This is a genomic window from Rathayibacter rhapontici (assembly GCF_001995175.1).
Lineage (GTDB): Bacteria > Actinomycetota > Actinomycetes > Actinomycetales > Microbacteriaceae > Rathayibacter.
Map to the genome: position 1 here is coordinate 72066 of NZ_MUKN01000003.1, position 17563 is coordinate 89628.

The window sequence follows — 17563 nt, forward strand, 5'->3', positions numbered from 1 at the left end:
GGTCAGACCGAGCGCGCGGCGCGACGTCCGGCGATGGCGATCGCCACGTCGAGGGCGTTCTGGCTCGACGTGACGCTGGCGATGCCGGTGCCGGCGATGTCGAAGGCGGTCCCGTGGGCCGGGGTGGCGATGACCACCGGCAGCCCTCCCTGCACGGTCACGCCGCCGTCGAAGCCCATCAGCTTGATCGCGATCTGCCCCTGGTCGTGGTACATCGTCACGATGCCGTCGTAGCGGTCCTTCGATCCGACGAAGATCGTGTCCGACGGCCACGGGCCGTCGACGACGATGCCCTCGGCGGCGGCCGCCTCGACTCCCGGGCGGATGACGTCGATCTCCTCGCGACCGAAGATGCCGTTCTCGCCGTTGTGGGGGTTCAGCGCGCAGACGCCGAGGCGGGGCGCCTCGATCCCTGAGTCGTGCAGGAGCTCGTGCAGGAGGCGGACGGCGTCGACGACTCCCTGCGTGGTGACCCGCGCGGCGACGTCGCGGATGCCGATGTGCGACGTGACTCTCGCCGTCCACATCCCCGGGATGATGTTGATCTCGCTCGTCACTCCGTCGTAGTGCAGCTCCTTCGCGAACCAGCGGAGCTCGTCCTCCTCGGTCATCCCGCCGAGGTGCAGGCTGGTCTTGTTCAGAGGAGTGAAGACGATGGCGCCGATGGCGCCCTCGTTGGCGAGGTCGATGGCCCGGCGGAGCTGGTGGAGCGCCCGCTCGCCGGCCTCCTTGCTGACCTGCTTCGGCGGGACGGGCTCGCTGGGCGCGGTGCCGTCGTCGAGGAGGGTCGCGAAGCCGGGTCGGGGCTCGTCGCTCAAGGGGATCTCGGCGCCCACGACGGCCGCGGCGGCGTCCAGCTCGGAGCGGTCGGCGAGGATGTAGATCTCCGCCGCCTCGAGGTTCGCGGGGTTGGCGAGCAGTCGGGCCGCGAGCTCGGGGCCGACACCCGCCGGATCTCCGAGGGTGAGCGCGATCCTGGGGCGGACGGGCGTGCTGGTCATGCGTTGTTCTCCTGAGCGGATCCGTCGTAGCTGTTGATGACGTCGACCTTCTCGGCGGACGCGCTGGTGGGGTCGAAGCGGTGGTCGAGCCATTCGCGGGCGAGGCGCCGGGCGAGCTCCAGGCCGATGACGCGCTGGCCGAAGCAGAGCACCTGCGCGTTGTTGCTGAGCACGGCGCGCTCGACGGAGAAGCCGTCGTGAGCGGTGACGGCACGGATGCCCGGCACCTTGTTGGCGGCGATGGCGACGCCCAGACCGGTGCCGCAGACGAGCAGCGCGCGGTCGGCCCGGCCGTCGGCGACCATCCGCGCGGCCTCGACGGCGACGTGCGGGTAGGCCGTGTGCCCGTCGGCGGCCACTCCGACGTCGACGACGCTCGAGACCCGCGGGTCGGCGGCGAGGTCCTCGAACAGGGCCTCCTTGTACTGGAAGCCGGCGTCGTCGCTGCCGATGACGATCCTGAGGGGTTCGGGCATGTCGGTCACTTCTCCTGTGAGGTCGTGGACGAGGGCGTGAGGGCGGGGGTGAGGGAGTCGGCGACGACGCTCACGATGCGGGCGAACGAGACGGCGCCGGCGTCGGGGTGCCCGATGCTCTTCTCGGCGAGAGGACGCGCGCGTCCCAGTCGCGGGCGCAGCGCCGCGGTCCCGCGGGCGGCCTCCTCGGCGGCCGAGGCGGCACGGCTCCAGGCCTGCTCGAGGGGCTCGTCGGCCGCGGCGCTGCTGTGCAGGGAGGCCACGGTCGGAGCGAAGGCGTCGACGAGGGTCTTGTCGCCGACCTCGGCCTTCCCGAGCCGCTGGATGGCGGCGAGTCCCGCGGCTGCGGCCCGGGCCGAGGCGCCGGAGGTCGAGGGGTCGGCCTCGGCGGCGAGGCTCGCACCGGCGCTGGTGAGGCAGACGCCCCAGAGGGCTCCGGAGGTGCCTCCCGCGTGCTCGGCCCAGTTCTCCCCGGCGTCCGCGAGGATCGTGCCGAGGCCGGCGCCGCGCTCGACGGCGGCCTCCGCCGCCTCGACGGCGGCGGTGATGCCCCGAGCCATCCCGATGCCGTGGTCGCCGTCGCCGGCGATGGCGTCGATGAGCCCGAACTCCTCCTCGGAGGCCACGACCATGTCGCGGACCTGCTGCAGTCCGAGGAGGACGGCGGGTCCGGCTGCGGCGTGACGGGTGTCGTCGGGGGCGTGAGCGGGTCCGGCGACCTCGTCGGCGGCGTCCACGGAGTCCGAGGGGGCGAGTGCTCCCTTGCGGAAGGCCGGAGTCGCGCACGCGGCGCTCCACAGCGCTCGAGGTCCTCGTCCAGCCACAGCAGCGTGGCCGAGACGCCGCTCATGTCGAGACTGGTGACGAGCTCGCCGACCTCCGGCTCCACGACGGTCAGACCCGCCTGGTCGATCAGGCGCGCGACGTGGCCGTAGAGGACGAACAGCTCCTCGTACTTGAAGGTCCCGAGACCGTTGAGCAGGACGACGACGCGACTGCCCGCGCCGTCGGGAGCCTCCGACAGCAGGCGGGAGACGAGCAGCTCGGCGAGCTCGGGTGCGGTGGGCAGGTCCGACTCCGAGATGCCCGGCTCCCCGTGGATGCCGAGGCCGATCGACATCCGCCCCTCGGGGACGCTGAACAGCGGCGAGGCGGCTCCGGGCAGAGTGCAGCCCGAGAAGGCGACGCCGAAGGATCGGGTCGCGGCGTTCGCGCGGAGCCCGAGCTCCTCGACCTGGTCGAGATCGAGTCCCTCCTCCGCCGCGGCTCCGAGGATCTTGAAGACGGTGAGGTCCCCGGCGATCCCGCGGCGCTTGTGCCGCTCGTCGGCGCTGCCGCTGGCGATGTCGTCCGTGACCTCGATGACGCGCACGTCCATGCCCTCGGCGCGCAGCCGCTCGGCGGCCTGACCGAAGTTGAGGACGTCGCCCGCGTAGTTGCCGAAGCTGAGGACCACGCCCCCGCCGCGCTCGGTGGCGCGGGCGACGCGGCACACCTGGCCGGCGGAGGGGGAGGCGAAGATGTTGCCGTACGCGGCGCCGGTCGCGAGGCCCGGGCCGACGAGTCCGGCGAAGGCGGGGTAGTGGCCCGACCCTCCGCCGATGACCACGGCGACGCGGTCCGTCGCCAGGGCGTCGCGCCGGGCGACGCCTCCGTCCACGAGTCGGAGGGAGGGATGAGCGGCGACGAGGCCGGCGAGGGCGTCGTCGGCGAAGGTGGTCGCGTCGTGGTCGAGGACGGTCACAGGGTCACTTCCTTTTCGGTGAGGTCGGAGGCGTCGACGCTCTGGTCGCGACGGTCGTCGGGGAGAGCGCGGAGGGCGCTCGGGAGCACCCGACGCAGGTACTCCCGGTTGATCGCGGACACTCCCAGTCCGTCTCCGCCGTAGTGCTCGCAGACGAACGTGCCGCGGAATCCCAGTGCGAGGGCGTCGCGCACCGCGTGGCGGTAGTTGATGAGTCCCAGCTCCAGCGGAGCCGGCACAGCGGTGTAGGTCCCCGTCGCCGGGTCCTCGTCCCGGGCGTAGTTCTTGACGTGCCAGTAGTTGGCGTGGGGGAGGGTCGCGCGCAGCGTCTCCTGCCAGTCGTCGATCGGCCGGTGCAGGCGGATCAGATTGCCGACGTCGGGGTTGAGCCCGACGTTCTCGAGTCCGACCTCGGTGACGAGGCGGACGGAGCTGGCCGCGGTGCCGAGGTAGGTGTCCTCGTACATCTCCAGCGTCAGGTCGAGACCGAGCTCGGCGGCGTGACGGCCGAGCTCCGCGACGCGAGTCACGGCGAGCCGCCAGTTCTGCTCGTCCTCGGGCTCGTCGATCTCGCCCTGGGCGGTCCAGAACCACAGGCGCGAGCGCTGCTCCGCGGTGAGGGGCCGGTGGAAGCCGATCGACACGACGCCGGCGCCCAGCTGGGCCGCGGCGTCGAGCGTGCGGTGGGAGTAGGCGAGGTTCGCCTCGCCGTGGAGCGGGTCGATGATGCTGGAGCGGACGACGCACACGGACTCGAGGATCATCTCGGCCTCGCGTCCGGCCGCGCCGAGCGCGTCGAGTCGGGGACGGGAGAGGTCTCCGACGCGGAGCCAGTTGTCGTTGATCTCGATCCGGTCGAATCCTGCGTCGCGGATGTCGGTGAAGGCGTCGACCCACGTCGACGGGTCGGCGTCGAAGACCGGGACGCGGTCGCGGCCGACGGCGGGGAACTGCAGCATCGCCGCGGCGATGGGCCAGGTGTCCGCCGAGAGGGTGCGGTGGGTGGTGGTGGCGACCGTCATGTCTCAGATCCGTTCGTGGTCGCGCGGAGCGTCGACGCGGGGGCGGCGGCGCACGGCGAAGCGGGTCGCGATCTTCGGGCCGACCATCAGCAGGACCGTGAAGAGCAGGATCCCGACGCTGATGGGGTGCTCGAGCATGATGAAGAAGCTGCCCTGGCCCAGGGCCGAGGTCTGGACGAGCGACTTCTCGAACAGCGGGCCGAGGACCAGGCCGAGGACGAGCGGCGCCATCGGGAGGTCGAGCTCCTTCATCAGCCAGCCCAGCACTCCGAAGATCAGCACCAGGAGGACGCTGAACATGTTGTTGCTGACCGAGTAGGCGCCGACGAAGCTGGTCAGCAGGATGATCGGGTAGAGGTAGCCGTAGGGGATGCGGAGCATCTGCGCGAAGACCGGGGCGAGCGGCAGGTTCAGCACCAGCAGCATCACGTTGCCGATGAAGAACGAGACGAGGAGACCCCAGATCAGCGTGGGCTGCGTCTCGAACAGGCGCGGTCCGGGCTGCAGTCCGTACACGGTGAAGGCGCCCAGCAGGACCGCCGTCGTCCCGCCGCCGGGGATGCCGAGGGCGAGGGTCGGCACGAAGTTGGCGTTCGCGGCGGCGTTGTTCGCGGCCTCGGGAGCGGCGACGCCCTCGATCGCGCCCTTGCCGAACATCGCCTTCCGCGGTGAGACGCGCTTCTCGATGCCGTAGGCCATGAACGAGGCGAGGGTCGAGCCCGCACCGGGGAGGATCCCGAGGACGAAGCCGATGCCGCTTCCGCGCAGGATCGGGCCGGCGCTGCGCTTGAGCTCGGACCGGCTGATGACCATGTCGCGGAAGCGGGTGCGGATCGGGGCGTCGGCCCCCATCCGGATCTGGTGCAGGACCTCGCCGACCGCGAACAGTCCGATCATGACCTCGATGAAGGGGATGCCGCCGAGGAGGTTGATGTTGCCGAACGTGAATCGGGCGTCGCTGAATCCGGTGGCCACGCCGACGGTCGAGATCAGCAGGCCGAGGGCGGCCATCATCAAGCCGCGCGACAGCGAGCCGCCGGCGAAGCTGACGACGATGACGAGACCGAGGATCATGATCGCGAGGTTCTCGACCGGGCCGAAGTTCAGAGCGAGGTCGGCCAGCGGTGGTGCGAGCCACATCAGCAGGGCGAGCGAGATGATGGCGGCGATGAACGAGCCGATCGCGCTGATCGCGAGAGCCGATCCCGCTTTGCCGTTCTTCGCCATCTGGTAGCCGTCGAGCGTGGTGACGACGCTGGCCGCCTCGCCGGGTGTGGAGATGAGCACGGAGGTGATCGTGCCGCCGTACTGGGCGCCGTAGTAGATGCCCGCGAGCATGATGAGCGCGGTGACCGGCTCGAGCGTCAGGGTCAGGGGGATGAGGATGGCGACGCCGGTCGTGGAGCCCAGGCCGGGCATGAGCCCGATGACGGTTCCGAGCAGGACGCCGATGAAGCACCAGAGGAGGTTCTCGGGCGTGAACGCCGTCGAGAAGCCCAGGATGAGGTTGTCGATCATGTTCGGCTCCTAGATGATCCCGAGCAGGCCCTGCGGCAGCGGCACGCGCAGCAGGACGACGAAGACGCCGTAGGTGACGGCCCCGGCCGCGAGGGCGACGAGGACGGCGGGCAGGACGGGGCGGCGCTCGACGAACACCGCGATGACGACGAGCAGCAGCACGAACGCGACGAGGAACCCGACGAGCTGCACGGCGAGCAGGGTCGCCACCACGAGGCCGACCACGACCGCGAGCATCCGGTTGCGCTGAGACTGGGTCCGGCCGAAGATGTCGACCTCGCCCTCCTCCCAGACGACCGTGTGCACCGATTGCGTGCTGGTCGTGGCGGCGCCGGGGTCCCCGGCCGGGTGGAGCGGGGAGTCCCCGCGGCCGTCCGCGCCGGACCGGTCGACGGTGTCGAGGATGAGCTCGGCCTGGGTCGGGACGTCGTCGCGGCGGCGGAGCCGTCCGACCAGGTCGAGGAGGGCGAAGGCGGCGACGAGACCGCCGGACATCACGGGGAGGAAGCCCGGGCCGATCTCGCCTCCTTCGACGGTGATGCCGTAGGTGAGGCCGCCCAACACGGCGGCGACGCCCAGGACGGCCAGGACGATGCTGGCGGCGAGACCGCCGCGTTGAGCGGTGGTCACTCGCTGAAGACCTTCTCGAGGTCCGCCGTGTTGCCGGCGAGGTACTCGGTGAAGTCGTCGCCGTACTGGGCGTTGGCCTGCATGTAGTTGGCCTCGATGTACTCCGTGTACGACGCGCTCGACTCGTACTCCTTCGCCGCGTCGATCCAGTACTGGGTGCTCTCCTCGCCGATGCCGCCGGGGGCGATGAAGCCGCGGAACTGCGCGAAGGCGACGTCGATGCCCTGCTCCATCGCGGTCGGGATGTCCTTGAGCTCGTCGTAGGTGTAGCGCTCCTCCGACACCGCGCACAGCGCCTTCAGGTCTCCGGCGTCCAGCTGGGCGACGACCTCGGAGGGGTTGAGCGAGGCCACGTCGACCTGGCCGCCGAGGATGCCGGTGAGGACCTCGCTGCCCGATTCGAACGGCACGCGGTCGAACTCGACGTCCTGGTCCTCCTCGATGAGGGTGAAGACGATCTCGTCGAGCGACGTGGCGCCGGAGACGGCGGCGACCACGCGGTCCTCCCGCGCCGCCTCCACGACGTCCGCGCACGTCTCGTACTCGCTGTCGGGCGCGACCACGATGAGCGTGTAGTCGTCGCCGACCTTCATGATCGGCGTGAAGTCCTCGTAGGTGAACTCGACGTCCTGCGTGACGGGGAGGGCGACGAGGGCCGTCTCGGCAGCGAGGAGGAGGGTGTTCTTGCCCTGCTGGGAGAGGAAGTAGGAGTAGCCGACGGCGCCGGACCCGCCTTCGCGGTTCTCGACGCTGATGTTCAGGCCGGTGCCCGATTCGAGGCCGGAGGCGATGGCGCGGCCGGACTGGTCGCTCCCGCCGCCGGCGCCCATCGGGACGACCATCGTGACGTTGCCGGACGGGGCTCCGTCGGCGGCGGGCTCTGCGGAACTGCAGGCCGTCAGGCCGAGCAGCGATGCCGCGGCGACGCCGGCGGCCAGATAGGTGCGTGACTTCATCGTCGTGATCTCCAGTGATCGGGGAGGGGAAGAGCGGACCAGGGCGGGTCTCGTGCCCGGTAGGAAGTTTTACATATCCTATTTGATTTTTTCAAGAGGGCTCAGGACGGAGCGTTGCGAGACGCCAGCCGGCCTCACGATCCCGGCGGCGGTGCGTCTGCGTCGGGGCGGTGCCGTGAGCGCCTCCGACACGGTCGCACGGGGGTCGGCGAGGGGAGGAGTGCGTGCCGACGAGGACCGCGGTGCGTGTAGTGTTCGCGGCGAAAGGGAGTATCCCGCTTCTTCCGTCTCGTCAGTACGTACCAGCGCGATCGCGGTACCGGGCCGGAGCGAGTGCTGCTGAGCGCGTGACGCTCGCCACTCGGGGAGAGACTTTCGGTTCCCCTCCCCCCCCCGGAAGGCCCCCACCCATGCTCGATCTGCCCACCTGGTTCGTCGTCGGCTCGTTCGTCGTGCTGAGCCTGATCCTGGCCGCCGACCTGCTGCTCGTCTACAAGCGGCCGCACGTGCCGAGCCTGAAGGAGTCGAGCCTCTGGGTCGCCTTCTACGTCAGCCTCGCGCTGGTCTTCGCCCTGCTGATGCTGATCCTGGGCGACGGGGAGCACGCGGGCCAGTTCCTCGCGGGCTGGCTGACCGAGTACAGCCTCTCGATCGACAACCTCTTCGTGTTCGTCATCATCATGGGCCGCTTCGCGGTGCCGCCGAAGTACCAGCAGGAGGTGCTGATGGTCGGCATCATCATCGCCCTCGTCTTCCGCGGCCTCTTCATCCTGCTGGGTGCGCAGCTGATCGAGAGCTTCAGCTGGATCTTCTACCTCTTCGGCGCGTTCCTGGTCTACACGGCCTACAACCAGGCGTTCGGCTCGCACGACGACGAGGACACGAAGGACACGCTCCTCGTCCGGATGCTCCGCCGCCGCGTCGCGATCTCGGACACGTTCGACGGCTCGAAGATCCGCACCGTCATCGACGGCAAGAAGTACTTCACCCCGATGCTCATCGTGTTCCTGGCGATCGGATCCACCGACCTGCTGTTCGCGCTCGACTCGATCCCCGCGATCTTCGGCATCACGCAGAGCCCGTTCATCGTCTTCACCGCGAACATCTTCGCCCTGATGGGCCTCCGCCAGCTCTACTTCCTGCTGGGCGGACTGATCGACAAGCTCGAGTACCTCAAGTACGGCATCGCCTTCATCCTCGCCTTCATCGGCGTGAAGCTCGTGCTGCACGCCCTGCACGAGAACGAGCTCCCCTTCCTCAACGGCGGCGAGCCGGTGCCCGTCTGGGACATCGACACATGGACGTCCCTCGCGGTCATCATCCTGAGCATGGCCGTCGCGACCCTCGCGAGCCTGGTCAAGATGCGCCGCGACCACGAGCACATCGAGGTGCGCGACGGCCACCCGGAGGTCGCGCACGACGAGGACGAGGAGAGCACTCCCGTCCGTTAGGACGCCTCGTGCGGACCTCGGCGGCACCCCTGTGCGCGGCTCCCGCTGCGGCGGCCGGTCGTCGCGAGTTCCTGGCGGGGCGCATTCCTGCCGAGCGATCGGAACAGGTCGGCGAGGCTCTCCCGGCTGAGATCCCACGACCCGGCGTCGCGCTCGAGTAGGTCCGTCGCCCGCCGGACGGGATCGTCGGTGATCGCCCTCCGCGGGGGAGTGCCGTCATTCGGGGTGCCGTCTCCGCCAGGGCGACGGCACCCCATCGGGTTCGGCGCACGTGCTCATGCGCGACTCGGGTGGGACTGAAGGGCGCTGCCCGGCGTTCGCCCGCGGAGCACGCCTAGCTGTCGAGACCCTCGTCGGCCGGTCCGCCGCGAACCCGCCGGTCCGCCTCCGACCGCCACCCCGCCCGCAGCACCTCGACCCCGTCGAGCAGCACGTCGAGCCCCGTCTCGAACTCGGCGTCGTAGTCGTAGCCCTCCCGGGCCAGCTCGACGACGACCTCCATCAGGTACGGATACAGCGCCGCGGCCTCGGCGGGCTGGTCCCGGTGGGTGGCGGCAGCGGCCTCGGCCGACTCCTCCGGGGTCTCGAACGAGAGCGTCTTCTGCTGCAGGGCGAAGCCGTAGACGTACGCGTCCAGGAGCGACGTGACGTGGACCGTGGTGCGGAACGAGAAGCCGCTCTCGCGCAGGCACCCCATCATCGCGTCGTGCTGGCGCAGGTTCTCGGAGCCCGGCCGTCCGTGCGCCTCCATCAGGCCGACCGCCCACCGGTGCCGGGTCAGGGCGGCGCGGAGGGAGGCGGAGCGCTCGCGCATCGCCGGCTTCCAGCCGCGGGCCGCGTCGGGCAGGGCGACCTCGCTCCAGACCAGGTCGACCATGCCGTCGAGCAGGTGCTCGCGGTTCTGCACGTGCTTGTAGAGGGCCATGGGGACGACCTCGAGGCGCTCGGCGAGCGTGCGCATGGTGAAGCCGTCGATCCCGACCTCGTCGGCGAGGGCCACACCGGCGCGCAGGACCGTCTCGCGGTTCAGGCGCGGTCGTCGGGGGGTCTGCTCCGGCACGCGTTCCTCCCGTCGGCTCTTGACGAAGTGTACGCCCTACACCTACCCTCCGAATCGAAGGTGTACGTCGTACACCATGAGTCGGCCTCGCCGCCGGGAACAGGACGCCCATGCCCACCGTCGACCGGACCGCCCGCCTCACGGGCGTCCTCTTCCTCCTCACCTTCGCGTCGGCGATCGCCGGGGCCGTGCTCTACCTGCCCCTGCTCACCGACCCCGACTACGTGCTCGGCCCCGGCGCCGACGCCCGCGTGCTGACCGGCGTCGTCTGCGAGATCGTGCTCGTCATCACCAACCTCGGCACGGCGCTCGTCCTCTACCCGGTCCTCCGCCGGCACCACGAGACCGCCGCCCTCGCCTACGTCGTCGCGCGGATCGTGGAGTGCACCCTGATCGTCGTCGGGATGCTCGCGGTCGTGTCGGTCGTCGAGCTGCGGCAGGCGTCGGCCGGAATGGACGAGGAAGCGACCCGCGCCGTCGCTCAGGCGCTCGTCGCGGTCCACGACGCGACCTTCCTCCTCGGCCCCGGCTTCGTCGTGGGCATCGGCAACGGACTGCTCCTGGGCTTCCTCCTGTACCGCGCCCACCTCGTCCCGCGCCCGGTCGCGCTCCTCGGCCTCCTGGGCGGCCCGCTGATGTCGCTGTCCGGCATCGCCGTCCTGTTCGGTGCGTACGAGCAGACGTCGGTCTGGTCGGGGCTGCTGACGCTCCCCGAGATCGCGTGGGAGCTGTTCCTCGGGGTGTACCTGTTCGTGCACGGCTTCCGGAGGGCACCGCTGCGTGCAGCGGATGCGGTTCCTGTCGGCACTGCGAGCTAGGCAGGCTCCTCTCTCCTGCGTGCGCCCATCAAGGCGCGATCCGCGCCGCCGTTGGACGCTTCCCGCTGCTCTCGGCCCTCGGAAGCAGCAGAACGTGGCGGACGGAGCGGCGCCGGTCCGCTCTCCCGAGGGAGATCACGCCGGCGGTCCGAGGCTCGGCCGGCCCGTCACGAGCAGGTGTACGTCACCCCGTCCACCACGTGCACGCCCTCGCCCAGCTCCGCACAGGTCGCGACGAGCCCGCCGAACAGCGTGCCCAGCAGCACCGCTCCGACCGCGAACAGCACGATCGTCACCGACGCGACGATGATCCCCGCGAGCGCCAGCCCGCGCGGCCCACCGTCACGGCGACTCCTCCGGAACGCGATGACGCTCAGCACGAGCCCCGCGACGTCGAACACCGGGAACAGCGCGAGCACGAGCCCGGTGACGGCCAGGACCACCGTCGTCGTGTACGCCGGCGAGGCGGCCGCGCGACCAGTGCTCACGCACGCCCCTGCAGGATCAGGTGCCAGTACACCCACGGCAGCACGAATCGGTCGGCGAGGAACGTCGCCCGACGCTCCTTCGCGAGCCCCTTCCAGAACGGGATCGTGGGCTTGGGTCGGTAGCGGTCGTCGAACTCCGCGAAGACCACCGTCTTCCGCGAGACGACGAACGGGCAGACGGAGTAGCCGTTGTAGGTCATCGGCAGCGGCCTCCCCTTGCGCGCGGCGACGAGGTTCTTCGCCAGCGTCTTCGCCTGGGGCCGCAGCGCCCCGCCCGACTTCGAGTTGGTGGTGCCGGCGGCGTCTCCGAGTGACCACACGTCCGGGAAGCGCACGTGGCGCAGAGTCAGCGGATCGACCTCGACGAAGCCGCCGTCGGTCAGGCCCGAGCCCTCGAGGAACGAGGGCGCCGACTGCGGAGGCACCACGTGCAGCACGTCGTAGGCCAGCGTCTCGCGGTGATCGCCCTCCAGACCCTCGAGCGACGTCGAGTGATCGGGGCCCAGCAGCGCGGTGGGGCGGTCCTCGCCCGCCAGCTCGATCGTCTGCGACGCGGCGTCCACCTCGACGAGCTCGCGGTCGTAGTGCACCTCGATGCCGTACTCCGCGACCTTGCGCTCGAGCTCGGCGTCGATGAGCGGCATGCCGAACAGGGTCGGAGTCGGCACCACGAGCACCACGTGGATGCCGTCGAGCACCCCGGTCTTCTGCCAGTAGTCGCACGCCAGGTACATCGGCTTCTGCGAGGCCCCGGAGCAGGTGGCCGGCCCGCTGGGCTGCGTGAAGACCACGGTCCCCGAGCGGACGTCGCGCAGCACGCCCGACGCCTTCCGCGCGTACTCGAACTCGTAGTTCGAGATGCCGACCGGCGACTCCATCGCCTCGACGAGGCCGGGCACCGCGTCCCAGTCCTTCCGGATGCCCGGGCAGACCACGAGCTGGCCGTAGCCGACCGAGCGTCCCCCCTCGAGCGTCACCGTCTTGGCGACGGGATCGATCGTCGCGACCCGGTCCCGGATCCACGTCACGCCCTTCGGCGTCACCTCGCCCTGCGGACGGGTCGCCTGCGAGGCCTTCGCCGTGCCTCCCGCGACGTGCGAGAACATCGGCTGGTAGTAGTGCGTCGTGCGCGGCTCGATCACCGCGACGTCCGAGACTCCGTAGCGCCGCAGCCGGCCCGCCACCGAGAGCCCCGCGTTGCCACCGCCGATGACGAGCACGTCGTGGTGCGGGGCGGAGGAGTCCGAAGCGGTCATGTGCCCACCGTAGGCGCGACCCCCGACGTCGGCCACGGGTCCCCTCGCCCCTTGCGCCGAGGCCGCCGACGACCTAGCTCACACCGCGTACAGCTCGACCGGCGCCGGCACGAACCCGACCTCGACCCCCGGCGCCAGCTCGCGCCGCGCCGCCTCGGCCGGAGTGACGTCGGCCGCGAGCACCCGCCCGTGCACCCGCACCGCGTCCCCGCGCGGCTCCAGGTCGACGATCTCCTCTCGCAGCCCGCCCTCGCCCAGCGTCACGGCGGACGGGCGCACCGCCGCCGCGACGGCCGACCCCACGGGAGCATCCGAGGACCCCGCGATCTCGCGCCCGTCCTCCAGCCGCAGGCCCGCAACGGTCCGCACCCCGCGCACCAGGCGCAGCCCCGACAGCTCGGCGGTGAACGCCGTGCGCGGCCGCTCGAGCACCTCGGCGGTCGGCCCCTCCTCCACCACGCGCCCCTCGTGCAGCACCACGACGCGGTCGGCCAGGGTCCACGCGTCGAGCACGTCGTGGGTGACGAGGATCGTGGTGCGGTCGGCGAGCACGGTGCGCAGCATCCGCCGCAGCACCGGCGCGACCCGCGCATCGAGCGCGGCCATCGGCTCGTCGAGCAGCAGGAGGCGCGGATCCGTCGCGAGGGCGCGCGCGAGCGCCACCCGCTGGGCCTGCCCGCCCGAGAGGGTCGCGGGGCGGCGATCGGCGAGGGGCAGGGCGTCGACGTCGGCGAGGCGTCGCTCCGCACGCGCGCGCGCCTGGGCCCGGCCGATCCCGGCGCTCCGGGGACCGAACGCCGCGTTCTCGCGGACGCTGAGGTGAGGGAACAGCAGCGGGTCCTGCGCGAGCAGGGCGACCCCGCGGCGGTGCGGAGGAGTCCATGCGCCGGGCCCGAAGAGGACGGAGTCGCCCAGCCGCGCGCTGCCCGAGTCGGGGCGGACGAGGCCCGCGAGCAGCTCGACCAGCGTCGACTTGCCGGCGCCGTTGGGCCCGAGCACCGCCACGGTCTCGCCGTCGGCGACCTCGAGCGCCACGTCGAAGCCGCGGGAGGCGAGGCGCGCGTCGAACCGCAGGGTCACGAGCGCACCCCCCGCCGTCCGTACGCGAGCCCGATCACCAGCACCGCGACGACCACGAGCACGAGTGCCAGCGCGACCGCCGCGTCCGGATCGCTCTCGCGCTGCAGGTAGATCTCGAGCGGCAGGGTGCGCGTCACTCCCTCGAGGCTGCCCGCGAAGGTGAGCGTCGCGCCGAACTCGCCGAGCGCCCGCGCGAACGACAGGATCGCTCCGCTCGCCAGCCCCGGCAGGATCAGCGGCAGGGTGACCCGGCGCAGCACGGTGCCGGGGGACGCCCCGAGCGTCGCGGCGACCGCCTCGTAGCGCGCCCCCGCGGTGCGCAGCGCGCCCTCCAGGCTCAGCACCAGGAACGGCAGCGCCACGAACGTCTGCGCGAGCACCACGGCGGTCGTCGAGAACGCGATCCGCACGCCCACCGCCTCGAGCGCGCCGCCCAGCAGGCCCAGCCGGCCGAAGGTGTACAGCAGCGCGAGGCCGCCGACCACGGGCGGCAGCACCAGCGGCAGCAGCACGAGCGCGCGCAGGATCCGCTGCCCCGGGAACGCGGTGCGCGCGAGCACCAGCGCCATCGGCGCCCCGAGCAGCACGCACAGGAGGGTCGCCGCGGCCGACGTGCGCAGGCTCAGCAGGAGCGCCGCGACCGAGGAGTCGGAGGTGATCAGCGGCACGAAGCGCGGCCAGTCGACCCGCGCGAGGATCGCGACGAGCGGCAGCAGGACCAGCAGCGCGCCGACCGCGGCGAGCGCGACGACCCAGCGCGGTGGCGCGGATCCGGTGCGCATCAGGCGCGGGGCAGCGGCGTCTCGACGATGACGGTCGTCGCCTTCACCACCGCGGTGGCGGGGGAGCCGGGCTCGAGGCCGAGCTCGCGCACCGCCTCGCTGCTCATCAGCGAGACCACGCGGTGCGGTCCGCACTGCAGCTCGACCTGCGCCATCACCGTGTCCATCACGATGCTCGTCACGATGCCGACGAAGCGGTTGCGGGCCGATCGTGCGACGGGCGAGGGATCCTCCGGCAGCACCGCGTTCGCCCGGGCGAGCTCGGCGACGGCCAGCCCGTCGACGACGAGGCGCCCGGAGGCGTCCTTGCCGCTCTCGAGGACGCCGTTGTCGATCCAGCGGCGCAGGGTGTCGTCGCTCACCCCGAGGGCGGCGGCGGCGTCACGGATCCGGATCTGCGGCATGGGAAGGAGTCTACGACCGCGGACGCGGATCCGAGCCGCGTCTGCCACGCAGGGCCGGGCACTGGCAACCCCCTTCAGCCCGGCCGGGAGCACGACGGAGGCTGTCGGCGTCGAGGAGGAGGACGCATGCGAGCCATGACCTACCGGGGTCCGTACAAGATCCGTGTCGAGGAGAAGGACCGGCCCCGCATCGAGCACCCGAACGACGCGATCGTGCGGGTGACGCTCGCCGCGATCTGCGGCTCCGATCTGCACCTGTACCACGGGCTCATGCCCGACACGAGGATCGGCCACACCTTCGGCCACGAGTTCATCGGAGTGGTCGACGAGGTCGGCTCGTCGGTGCAGAACCTGAAGGTCGGCGACCGCGTGATGGTGCCGTTCAACATCTACTGCGGCACGTGCTTCTTCTGCGCGCGCGGCCTCTACTCCAACTGCCACAACGTGAATCCGAACGCCACGGCCATCGGCGGCATCTACGGGTACTCGCACTCGACCGGCGGCTACGACGGCGGGCAGGCCGAGTACGTGCGCGTGCCGTTCGCCGACGTCGGCCCGAGCGTGATCCCGGAGTGGCTGCCCGACGAGGACGCGCTGCTGCTGACCGACGCGTTCTCGACCGGCTACTTCGGCGCCCAGCTCGGCGACATCGTCGAGGGCGACACGGTCGTGGTGCTCGGAGCCGGCCCGGTCGGCCTCGCCGCCGCCCGCTCCTCCTGGCTGATGGGAGCGGGTCGCGTGATCGTCGTCGACCAGCTCGAGTACCGGCTGGCGAAGGCGCGCGACTTCGCGCTCGCCGAGACCGTGAACTACCTCGAGCACGACGACATCGTCGTGCACCTCAAGAAGACGACCGGCGGCCTCGGCGCCGACGTCGTCATCGACGCGGTCGGGGCGGAGGCGGACGGGAATCTCATCCAGCACGTCACCTCGGCCAAGCTCAAGCTGCAGGGCGGCTCGCCCGTCGCGCTCAACTGGGCGATCGACGGCGTGCGCAAGGGCGGCACGATCTCGGTGATGGGCGCCTACGGCCCGCTCTTCAGCGCCGTGAAGTTCGGCGACGCGATGAACAAGGGCCTCACGCTCCGGATGAACCAGGCGCCGGTCAAGCGCCAGTGGCCGCGCCTGCTCGAGCACATCCGGGCGGGGTACCTGAAGCCCAGCGACATGATCACGCACCGCATCCCGCTCGAGCACATCGCCGAGGGGTACCACCTGTTCTCGTCCAAGCTCGACGGCTGCATCAAGACCGTCGTGGTGCCGTAGGAGGTCACCGTGCCGTACACCGCCGACAAGCCGATCCAGCCGCCGACCGCGGAGGAGCTGCGCGCCCGCATCCCGGGCTGGGGCGCCGACCTCGACCCGGCCGACCGGCCCTCGTTCCCGCGCGAGCGGTTCGACCTCGAGACCGGGGCGCACTGGCACAAGCCCGAGCCGATGGACCCGGGGGAGTACCGCGAGAAGAGCATCGAGCACGAGGAGCTGCCGCCCGTCTTCGGCACGGCGCAGCCGCTGCACGGGGTCTCGGGAGCGATCCGCCGCTACGCGTACGACCGCTTCAGCGAGGGCCGTGCGGCGCACTGGCTCCTGCTCGTGCTGGGCGACCGCGTCGATGCGACCGGCGCGCACCTGCGCTCGTTCGCGTCCCTGCGGCCCGACAACCCTGTCACCGAGACGGGCGTGCTCTCCGAGCTGAAGGCGCACCCGATCGCGTCGCGGCTCGGCCGCTCGGACGTGCGGCACCAGGTGCTCGATCCGCTGCTGGTCGCGGGGCCCTGGGTGCTCGGCGGGCTCGCGCGGCGGTGGCGCTGGGCCGGCGGCTGCTGCGCTGAGGACGCTCGTCAGGGGGCGCCGAAGCCCGCCGCGTCGAGGACCGCGCGGCCGGTGGCGCCCGTGACGAACGCGGCGAACGCGGTGGCCGCGTCGGAGTCGGTGAGTGGGGCGATCGGGTAGGTGTTCACCGCCTGCTCGGCCTCGGCGAACGGCACGCCGAGCACGTCGTCGCCCGCGCCCCGGACGTCGGTGACGTACACGAGGCCGGCGTCGGCTTCGCCCGAGCGGACCTTGCCGAGCACGTCGGTCACCGACGACTCCTCGCTGACGGGCTCGATCACGAGGCCCGCGGCCCGCTCGACGGCGTCGGCCGCGACTCCGCACGGCACCTGCGGTGCGCAGACGACCGTCGCGACGCCCTCGCGGGCGAGGTCGGCGAGGGAGCGGACACCCGCCGGATTGCCCGGCGGCACGGCGATCTCGAGCACGTTCGTCGCGAACGGCACGGGGTCGGCGGCGGTGAGGCCCGCCTCCTGCACCGTCCGCATGGTCGCGATGTCGGCCGACGCGAAGACGTCGGCCGGCGCTCCGTTCTCGATCTGCGTCGCGAGATCGGAGGAGCCGGCGAACGAGAGCTCGACCGAGGTGCCGGGGTTCGCGGCCTCGAACTCGTCGGCGAGCTCGGTGAAGACGCCCGTGAGGGAGGCGGCGGCGAAGACGGTGATGCTGCGGGGCTCGGACGCCGCGTCGGGCGCGGCAGAGGCGGAGCAGCCGGCGAGCGGGCCCGCCAGGGCGGCAGCGACGAGGGCTGCCGGGAACCGGGTACGGCGCATGCGACTCCTCGGTTCTCATGATCAACCGCATCTGCGGTTCTCCGTCCACTCTAGGTCCTCGCCTGCGGAGCAGCTGATTCGCAGGCCGTGCGATCGACGAGCGGGGCGGGCGAGGTGCGCGCAGAACGTCCACCGTGAGCGTCGCTCGGACACCGTCGTGGCCGGCGGACCCTCCGGGCCGAGGTTCTGCGCGCCTCCCGTCCCGGAACCGCAGGATCCGCCCCGTCCGCGCGCGTCCGCGGCGCCCGGCATGGCATCGTCGAGGGGACGT

The 17563-nt window shown here is 71.6% G+C and carries 16 protein-coding genes and 2 pseudogenes; 4 read left to right on the forward strand and 14 right to left on the reverse strand.

All coding sequences use genetic code 11. The features are described 5' to 3' along the window. Positions 1 to 2 precede the first annotated feature (2 nt). The 7 genes and pseudogenes from B0T42_RS01755 to B0T42_RS01785 form a co-directional block, all read right to left on the reverse strand. Entirely contained in the window at positions 3 to 1001 is a 999-nt protein-coding gene (locus B0T42_RS01755; RefSeq protein WP_077221702.1) for a 4-hydroxythreonine-4-phosphate dehydrogenase PdxA, read from the reverse strand. Then, the gene (locus B0T42_RS01760; RefSeq protein WP_077221746.1) at positions 998 to 1477 is read right to left on the reverse strand and encodes a ribose-5-phosphate isomerase; all 480 of its coding nucleotides are present in this window, start codon (positions 1475 to 1477) and stop codon (positions 998 to 1000) included. Before B0T42_RS01760 ends, B0T42_RS01755 begins: the two co-directional genes overlap by 4 nt. Positions 1478 to 1482: 5 nt before the next feature. After that, a pseudogene (locus tag B0T42_RS01765) lies at positions 1483 to 3221 on the reverse strand (dihydroxyacetone kinase family protein). Then, the gene (locus B0T42_RS01770; RefSeq protein WP_077221703.1) at positions 3218 to 4243 is read right to left on the reverse strand and encodes a sugar phosphate isomerase/epimerase family protein; all 1026 of its coding nucleotides are present in this window, start codon (positions 4241 to 4243) and stop codon (positions 3218 to 3220) included. Before B0T42_RS01770 ends, B0T42_RS01765 begins: the two are co-directional and overlap by 4 nt. 3 nt (positions 4244 to 4246) lie before the next feature. Beyond that, the gene (locus B0T42_RS01775; protein ID WP_077221704.1) at positions 4247 to 5761 is read right to left on the reverse strand and encodes a tripartite tricarboxylate transporter permease; all 1515 of its coding nucleotides are present in this window, start codon (positions 5759 to 5761) and stop codon (positions 4247 to 4249) included. 9 nt (positions 5762 to 5770) lie between these two features. Next, entirely contained in the window at positions 5771 to 6391 is a 621-nt protein-coding gene (locus B0T42_RS01780) for a tripartite tricarboxylate transporter TctB family protein (RefSeq protein ID WP_077221705.1), read from the reverse strand. Further along, positions 6388 to 7347 carry a tripartite tricarboxylate transporter substrate binding protein gene (locus B0T42_RS01785; RefSeq protein WP_077221706.1) on the reverse strand — a complete coding sequence of 320 codons (960 nt, stop codon included), beginning with the start codon at positions 7345 to 7347 and terminating at the stop codon, positions 6388 to 6390. Before B0T42_RS01785 ends, B0T42_RS01780 begins: the two co-directional genes overlap by 4 nt. A gap of 410 nt (positions 7348 to 7757) precedes the next feature. Here B0T42_RS01785 and B0T42_RS01790 point away from each other — a divergent pair, with 410 nt between their 5' ends. Beyond that, the gene (locus tag B0T42_RS01790; protein ID WP_077221707.1) at positions 7758 to 8798 is read left to right on the forward strand and encodes a TerC family protein; all 1041 of its coding nucleotides are present in this window, start codon (positions 7758 to 7760) and stop codon (positions 8796 to 8798) included. A gap of 334 nt (positions 8799 to 9132) precedes the next feature. Here the strand turns inward: B0T42_RS01790 and B0T42_RS01800 are convergent, their stop codons facing one another. Beyond that, positions 9133 to 9858, reverse strand: coding sequence for a TetR/AcrR family transcriptional regulator C-terminal domain-containing protein (locus B0T42_RS01800; RefSeq protein WP_077221709.1), 726 nt, complete (start codon positions 9856 to 9858; stop codon positions 9133 to 9135). A 110-nt stretch (positions 9859 to 9968) separates the two neighbouring features. On the opposite strand from B0T42_RS01800, the gene B0T42_RS01805 reads away from it, so the two are divergent. Continuing rightward, positions 9969 to 10676, forward strand: a complete 708-nt coding sequence (locus tag B0T42_RS01805) for a DUF4386 domain-containing protein (RefSeq protein ID WP_077221710.1) — start codon at positions 9969 to 9971, stop codon at positions 10674 to 10676. Positions 10677 to 10843: 167 nt separating this feature from the next. On the opposite strand, the gene B0T42_RS19840 is transcribed toward B0T42_RS01805, so the two are convergent. The 5 genes from B0T42_RS19840 to B0T42_RS01830 form a co-directional block, all read right to left on the reverse strand. Beyond that, positions 10844 to 11164, reverse strand: a complete 321-nt coding sequence (locus tag B0T42_RS19840; protein ID WP_158078013.1) for a hypothetical protein — start codon at positions 11162 to 11164, stop codon at positions 10844 to 10846. Further along, complete coding sequence (locus B0T42_RS01815; protein WP_077221747.1) at positions 11161 to 12420, reverse strand: NAD(P)/FAD-dependent oxidoreductase; 1260 nt, start codon at positions 12418 to 12420, stop codon at positions 11161 to 11163. Before B0T42_RS01815 ends, B0T42_RS19840 begins: the two co-directional genes overlap by 4 nt. A gap of 78 nt (positions 12421 to 12498) precedes the next feature. Beyond that, complete coding sequence (locus B0T42_RS01820; protein ID WP_077221712.1) at positions 12499 to 13500, reverse strand: sulfate/molybdate ABC transporter ATP-binding protein; 1002 nt, start codon at positions 13498 to 13500, stop codon at positions 12499 to 12501. Next, positions 13497 to 14282 carry an ABC transporter permease gene (locus tag B0T42_RS01825; protein ID WP_077221713.1) on the reverse strand — a complete coding sequence of 262 codons (786 nt, stop codon included), beginning with the start codon at positions 14280 to 14282 and terminating at the stop codon, positions 13497 to 13499. Before B0T42_RS01825 ends, B0T42_RS01820 begins: the two co-directional genes overlap by 4 nt. Beyond that, positions 14282 to 14686 (reverse strand): TOBE domain-containing protein, encoded by a 405-nt coding sequence (locus B0T42_RS01830; protein ID WP_077221714.1) that lies wholly within the window; start codon positions 14684 to 14686, stop codon positions 14282 to 14284. The genes B0T42_RS01825 and B0T42_RS01830 overlap by 1 nt, the downstream gene beginning before the upstream one ends. 126 nt (positions 14687 to 14812) lie before the next feature. On the opposite strand from B0T42_RS01830, the gene B0T42_RS01835 reads away from it, so the two are divergent. Both B0T42_RS01835 and B0T42_RS01840 read left to right on the forward strand, forming a co-directional pair. After that, positions 14813 to 15952: a zinc-dependent alcohol dehydrogenase gene (locus B0T42_RS01835; RefSeq protein WP_077221715.1), complete on the forward strand. Its 1140-nt coding sequence runs from the start codon at positions 14813 to 14815 to the stop codon at positions 15950 to 15952. Positions 15953 to 15961: 9 nt separating this feature from the next. Next, a pseudogene (locus tag B0T42_RS01840) lies at positions 15962 to 16480 on the forward strand (hypothetical protein); the annotation flags it as partial. A 47-nt stretch (positions 16481 to 16527) separates the two neighbouring features. On the opposite strand, the gene modA reads toward B0T42_RS01840, so the two are convergent. Next, on the reverse strand, positions 16528 to 17292 hold the full coding sequence (gene modA, locus B0T42_RS01845) for a molybdate ABC transporter substrate-binding protein (protein ID WP_077221716.1): 765 nt from the start codon (positions 17290 to 17292) through the stop codon (positions 16528 to 16530). Between the last annotated feature and the right edge of the window lie 271 nt (positions 17293 to 17563).